Annotated in this window: 4 protein-coding genes and 3 pseudogenes; 3 read left to right on the top strand and 4 right to left on the bottom strand. The window is 67.8% G+C overall.

Annotated features, from left to right (window positions below; all coding sequences use genetic code 11):
* Window positions 1–419, bottom strand: a pseudogene (locus G3O00_RS39260) (two-component sensor histidine kinase); the annotation flags it as partial.
* A gap of 3 nt (window positions 420–422) precedes the next feature.
* On the bottom strand, window positions 423–1,085 hold the full coding sequence (locus G3O00_RS39255) for a response regulator (RefSeq protein WP_021164091.1): 663 nt from the start codon (window positions 1,083–1,085) through the stop codon (window positions 423–425).
* A 186-nt stretch (window positions 1,086–1,271) separates the two neighbouring features.
* On the opposite strand from G3O00_RS39255, the gene dacB reads away from it, so the two are divergent.
* The 3 genes from dacB (at window position 1,272) to G3O00_RS39240 (ending at window position 5,342) form a co-directional block, all read left to right on the top strand.
* On the top strand, window positions 1,272–2,804 hold the full coding sequence (gene dacB / locus G3O00_RS39250) for a D-alanyl-D-alanine carboxypeptidase/D-alanyl-D-alanine-endopeptidase (protein ID WP_206146207.1): 1,533 nt from the start codon (window positions 1,272–1,274) through the stop codon (window positions 2,802–2,804).
* A gap of 400 nt (window positions 2,805–3,204) precedes the next feature.
* Window positions 3,205–4,119: a sterol desaturase family protein gene (locus tag G3O00_RS39245; protein WP_206146206.1), complete on the top strand. Its 915-nt coding sequence runs from the start codon at window positions 3,205–3,207 to the stop codon at window positions 4,117–4,119.
* Between the two features lie 95 nt (window positions 4,120–4,214).
* Window positions 4,215–5,342 carry an SGNH/GDSL hydrolase family protein gene (locus tag G3O00_RS39240; RefSeq protein ID WP_011353062.1) on the top strand — a complete coding sequence of 376 codons (1,128 nt, stop codon included), beginning with the start codon at window positions 4,215–4,217 and terminating at the stop codon, window positions 5,340–5,342.
* Between the two features lie 81 nt (window positions 5,343–5,423).
* Here G3O00_RS39240 and G3O00_RS39235 read toward each other — a convergent pair.
* Together G3O00_RS39235 and G3O00_RS39230 are read right to left on the bottom strand one after the other, a co-directional pair.
* A pseudogene (locus tag G3O00_RS39235) lies at window positions 5,424–5,567 on the bottom strand (Sua5 family C-terminal domain-containing protein); the annotation flags it as partial.
* 42 nt (window positions 5,568–5,609) lie between these two features.
* Window positions 5,610–5,687, bottom strand: a pseudogene (locus G3O00_RS39230) (cupin domain-containing protein); the annotation flags it as partial.

Raw genomic sequence — 5,687 nt, 5'->3', positions numbered from 1 at the left:
GTGCGCAGCGCGACGTTCGCCGCGAGCCGGTTGCGCACCGACAGCGGCTGCGCGAGCTGCACGACGTTGTCGCCGACGATCGCGCCGTACACGCGCCATTCGCCGCGGTCGGTGCGCTCGGTCGAGAAACCGAGCTCCGCGCGCGGCGCGATCGGCGCACGCGGATGCGAGAAGTACATCAGCACGCCGTTGCGGTTCCAGATCTGGATCACGATGCCTTCGTCGCCGTTGGTGCGCGAACCGAACACCTGCGAGAACGGCTCGGACGGCAAGGCCGCTGCGATTTCCTGCAACTGGTAGTCGAACAGTTCGTTCGCTTCGGCGAGCGCCTGCCGGTAGATGAGCCAGCCCGCGAGGCCCACGCCCGCGACGACGATCGCGAGCAGCCAGATCAGCAATTGATGACGAATCGACCTCACGCGTCAGCTTTCCTTGACGACCATGTAGCCGAGCCCGCGCACGTTGCGGATCAGGTCCGAGCCGAGCTTCTTGCGCAGCGCGTGGATGTAGACCTCGACCGTGTTGCTGCCGATCTCCTCGCCCCAGCCGTACATCTTCTCCTCGAGCTGGCTCTTCGACAGCACCGCGCCGGGCCGCGCGAGCAGCGCCTCGAGCAGCGCGAACTCGCGCGCGGACAACGCGACGGGCGCGCCGTCGAGCGTCACCTGGTGCGAAGCGGGATCGAGTGTCAGCGCGCCGTGACGGATCAGCGATTCGCTGCGTCCGGCCTGGCGGCGGATCAGTGCGCGCATCCGCGCACCCAGTTCATCGAGGTCGAACGGTTTGACGAGGTAGTCGTCGGCGCCCGCGTCGAGCCCCTTCACGCGATCGGCCACCGCGTCGCGTGCAGTGACGATCAGCACCGGCAGCGCCAGCCCGCGTGCGCGCAGCGTGCGCAGCACGTCGATGCCGTCGCGCTTCGGCAGGCCGAGATCGAGCAGCAGCAGGTCGTACGTCTCGCCGCCGAGCGCCGTCAGCGCGGCGTCGCCGTCCTGCACCCAGTCGACCGCAAAGCCGTCCGAGCGCAGCGCCTTGCGCACGCCTTCGGCAATCATTCGATCATCTTCAACAAGCAGAATCCGCATCGGGACAGGCATCCATGGGGCGAGTCAAACACGCCGACCATTGTAGCGCCGCGAACCGGGCCCGCGGCACCATGCAATGCAACAGAAAGGCGGATTGCAAGGGGGCTGTCCGGACTTGTCTCTACAATGTGCGCTTTGGCGCCGCGCGCGCCCTGCCCGAACGTCGTGCTTCTCCCGTATTCGCTCATGCCGATTTCCGATCTTTCCACCCGGTTCGCCCCCCGTGCCCGCGTCTGCCTGCGGGCGGCCGCCATCGTCGCCACCTGCACCGCCCTCGCCTTCGCACCATCCGCGCAGGCCCGCAAGAAATCCCACAAGGAAGCGCGCAAGACCGCAGTCGTGTCGCCCGCCGCACGCGCGGCCGGCCTGCCGGCGTCCGTGCTCGTCGCGCTGCAGCGCGCGAAGGTGCCGGCGTCGGCGATGAGCGTCGTCGTCGAGCGCGTCGGCGATCCGGAACCGCTGATCGCGTGGAATGCGAACCGGCCGATGATGCCCGCGTCGACGATGAAGCTCGTGACGACCTTCTCGGGCCTGTCGATCCTCGGCCCCGACTACCGCTGGCGCACGACCGCCTACACGGACGGCACGATCGACCCCGACGGCACGCTGCAGGGCAACCTGTACATCAAGGGCACCGGCGATCCGAAGCTCGTGCCCGAAGAGCTGATCGACCTCGTCGACAAGCTCCGCAAGGCCGGCGTCAAGCGCGTGGCCGGCGGCCTGGTGCTCGACAAGAGCTACTTCGCGACCTCGACGCGCGATCTCCCTTCGTTCGACGACGACGCGAGCGCGCCGTACAACGTCGGCCCCGATCCGCTGCTGTACGCGTTCAAGGCCGTGTCGTTCACCGTCACGCCGGGCGACGACGGCAAGGTGGCCGTCGACGTGCTGCCGCCGCTCGCGGACCTGTCGATCGACAACCAGCTGGTCGAAGGCTCGGGCTCGTGCAGCGCGGCCGCGGCGGCCGCGCGTCCGACGCTGACGGCCGGCGGCGGAATCATGACCGCCTCGTTCGCCGGCGACTACCCGCTGCGCTGCGGCGCGCACACGACCAACCTCGCGATCCTCGATCACACGACGTTCTTCGCGCGCGGCTTCCTTGCGCTGTGGCAGCAGGACGGCGGCACGATCGCGGGGCCGGTGAGCGAAGGCAAGGTGCCGACCACCGCGCGGCCCCTCGCCGTGCATCAAAGCCCGGTGCTCGGCAGCATCGTCTACGACATCAACAAGTTCAGCAACAACGTGATGGCGCGCAACCTGTTCCTGACGATCGGCGCGGTCAGCGGCAAGCCGCCCGCGACGCCCGAGCAGTCGAGCCGCGTGATCCAGGCGTTCCTGCAGAAGAACGGCATCGCGATGCCCGACCTCGTGCTCGAAAACGGCTCGGGCCTGTCGCGCGAAGAGCACGTGAGCGCGCTGTCGCTCGCCGCGCTGCTGCAGGCCGCGAACGCGAGCCCGGTCGCGCAGGCCTTCGTCGATTCGCTGCCGATCGCCGGCATCGACGGCACGATGAAGAACCGCCTCACCAACGCCGGCGTGCTCGGCAACGCGCACATCAAGACCGGCACGCTGCGCGACGTGCGCGCGATCGCCGGCTACGTCGCCGGTGCGGACGGCCAGAGCTACATCGTCGTGAGCTTCATCAACAACGATCACGCGGAAGCCGCGCGCGCCGCGCACGACTCGCTGCTCGAGTGGATCTACGCGGGCGCGCACTGACGTTTCCGCGCCGCGACACATGGCGCGCCGGTGGCCCGCTGCCGGTGCGCATCGACTCGCCTCCGCATCGGGGCGGCACGCGTACAACGGGGTCGCTCCGGCGGGCCGCCGGGGCGGCCTGACGGCACCCCCGCACACCGAATCCCGCCCGCCCCGGTTTGAAACGGTAGCCGCCACCGGCGCGCGACGCACCGCGTGCCGCCCGCGCCCGTAAAACAGGGCCATACCGCCCGGCCCCGTGCCGCGCGGCTTCCGTAAAAACCCTGTCCTCAGAGGGAACCCTCTACGCTCCCCCCTCGCCTAGCGCGTGGCGATTGCGTAGGCTGTTGGCCTGACTGATATCTACAACGGGCCATACGCCCGGCCTCAAGGCTTGCAGGGGAAAGAAGGAGACACGCCCATGCGATTCGACGTCGAATTGCTTCTGCTCGCGCTGGCGCCCGTCTTCCTGCTCTGCATCGCGTGGGAGGCCTGGCACCTCGCCCGCACTCGTGCGCAGGACCACGTCTATGCGTGGCGCGACACGCTGTGCAACGCGGCGCTCGCCCTGATGCACCAGGGCGCCGACAAGATCGCGTGGCTGTTCGTGATCCCCGTCTATGCGTACTGCTACCGGCACTATCGCCTGTTCACGTGGCACGACAGCTGGCTGTCGTTCGCGGTGCTGTTCGTCGCGCAGGATTTCCTCTACTACGTATTCCATCGCGCAAGCCATCGCGTGCGCTGGCTGTGGGCCGCGCACGTCGTGCACCACTCGTCCGAGCGGATGAATTTCTCGACCGCGTTCCGCCAGAGCCTGATGTACCCGGTCGCCGGGATGTGGGTGTTCTGGCTGCCGCTCGCGTTCGCGGGCTTTCCACCGCAACAGGTCGTCGGCATCGTGCTGATCAACCTCGCGTTCCAGTTCTTCGTGCATACGCAGGCAATCGGCAAGCTCGGCTGGCTCGAATACGTGCTGAACACGCCGTCGATCCACCGCGCGCACCATGCGCGCAACCCGCGCTACATCGACCGCAATTACGCAGGCGTCCTTGTGATCTGGGATCGCCTGTTCGGCAGCTATGTCGAGGAAACGCCCGACGATCCGCCGCAGTACGGGATCGTCGAGCGGCTCGGCTCGAACAACCCGCTCGTCGCGACGTTCCACGAGTGGGTGTCGATGGCCGGCGACGCGTTGCGCGTCGACGGCTGGCGCAACAAGCTGCGCGCGATTTTCGGCCCGCCCGAATGGGCGAGCGCTTATCATGCGCAGATTGCCGAGGCCGCGAACCCCGATCCGCGCACCGTGCCGCTTGCGGCTGCGCGAGACCAATAAACCGTTTCAGCCAACGGCCGCCGCGCAGCCCGGAACCGAGCAGGCACGCGGCAGATGAGAAACACATCAGGCCATATCTACGAGGAGATCGAACGATGCAGACACAACAACACGCACCCGCCCGCACCCGTCAGCGCATGCTGCGCACCGCGCAAGTCGCGATCGCCGGCGCCGCGCTCGCGCTGCTCGCCGCATGCGGCGGCGGTGACGACAACAACAACAGCGCATCGAACACGCCGCCGTCGGGCGTGAAAATGCAGGTCGTGTCGTTCGGCGACAGCCTGTCCGACGCAGGCACCTACTCGCAGATCAAGCTCGGCTTCGGCGGCGGCCGCTTCACGACCAACCCGGGCCAGGTGTGGACGCAGAACGTCGCGCAATACTACGGCGACACGCTGCAGCCCGCGAACCAGGGCGGTTTCGGCATTCCGCTGCAGGCCACCGGCGGCCTCGGCTACGCACAGGGCGGCTCGCGCGTGACGCAACAGCCGGGCATCGGCCACGCGGACGCCAGCGTGCCGAACGCCGACTACGCACAGGCAACGACGACGCCGATCGCCGACCAGGTCAAGCAATACGTGGCGCAGCACGGCAGCTTCAACGCCGGCCAGGTCGTGCTGCTGAACGGCGGCGCGAACGACATCTTCTACCAGGTCGCGGCGCTGCAGGCCGGCGCGATCACGCCGACGCAACTGCAGCAGAACATCGGCGCCGCCGCGCAACAGCTTGCGGGCATCGTGCAGCAGATCGTCGCCGCCGGCGCAACGCACGTGTTCGTGTCGAACGTGCCGGATATCGGCGGCACGCCGCTCGCGCTGCAAGGCGGCACGCAGACGACCCTCACGCAACTGTCGATGCTGTTCAACGGCACGCTCGCCGCGACGCTGCAGGCACTCAAGGTCGACACGACCAAGTACGTGCTGCTCGACACGTTCACGTGGCAGGACGGCATCCTCGCGAACTACAAGGCGAACGGCTTCGCCGTGTCGAACACCGACACCGCCTGTAACCTGAAGGCGATGGTCCAGGCCGCCACGCAGTACGGCGTTGCTAACGCAACCGCATTCGGCTCGTCGCTGTTCTGCTCGCAGCAGACCTACACGGTCGCGAACGCGGACCAGACCTACATGTTCGCCGACACGGTCCACCCGACGACGCGCCTGCATGCACTGTTCGCGCAGTACGTCGAACAGCAGATCGCGAAGTCCGGCGTCGGCAAGTAAGCCACCGGCCACGCGCCCAAACGAAAACGCCCGACCGGTTTGCCGGTCGGGCGTTTTTTCATTCCAGTGCCGGGATTGGCGTCAGTCGCGCGCTTCGAACGCGGCCGCCGCGCGGCCGAGGCGATCGTTGACCGCGATCCATTCGACGGTCTCGGGCAGCTTCTCGACGAGAATCCGCGCAACCTGCGCGCGGTCGAGCGCACGCAGCATCCCGTACAGGTCGCGTTCACGTTTGTCGATGACACTCATTGCTTCACCTGCCCCGTCTCAACGCTTGATCTTCGCGAGCGGCGAATCGGGCGGATACGTCGGCGTGACCGGCTTCGGCGAACCGAGCATCACGCA

Source organism: Burkholderia sp. Ac-20384 (assembly GCF_017104605.1).
Taxonomy (GTDB): domain Bacteria; phylum Pseudomonadota; class Gammaproteobacteria; order Burkholderiales; family Burkholderiaceae; genus Burkholderia; species Burkholderia lata.
Note: the sequence above shows the minus strand (reverse complement) of the source record. Positions and strands in the feature narration are given on the sequence as shown.

Bases quoted from the DNA above. Each gene is read 5' to 3' on its own strand.
- G3O00_RS39255 (WP_021164091.1), bottom strand. From the start codon at position 1,085: ATGCGGATTCTGCTTGTTGAAGATGATCGAATGATTGCCGAAGGCGTG.
- dacB (WP_206146207.1), top strand. From the start codon at position 1,272: ATGCCGATTTCCGATCTTTCCACCCGGTTCGCCCCCCGTGCCCGCGTC.
- G3O00_RS39245 (WP_206146206.1), top strand. From the start codon at position 3,205: ATGCGATTCGACGTCGAATTGCTTCTGCTCGCGCTGGCGCCCGTCTTC.
- G3O00_RS39240 (WP_011353062.1), top strand. From the start codon at position 4,215: ATGCAGACACAACAACACGCACCCGCCCGCACCCGTCAGCGCATGCTG.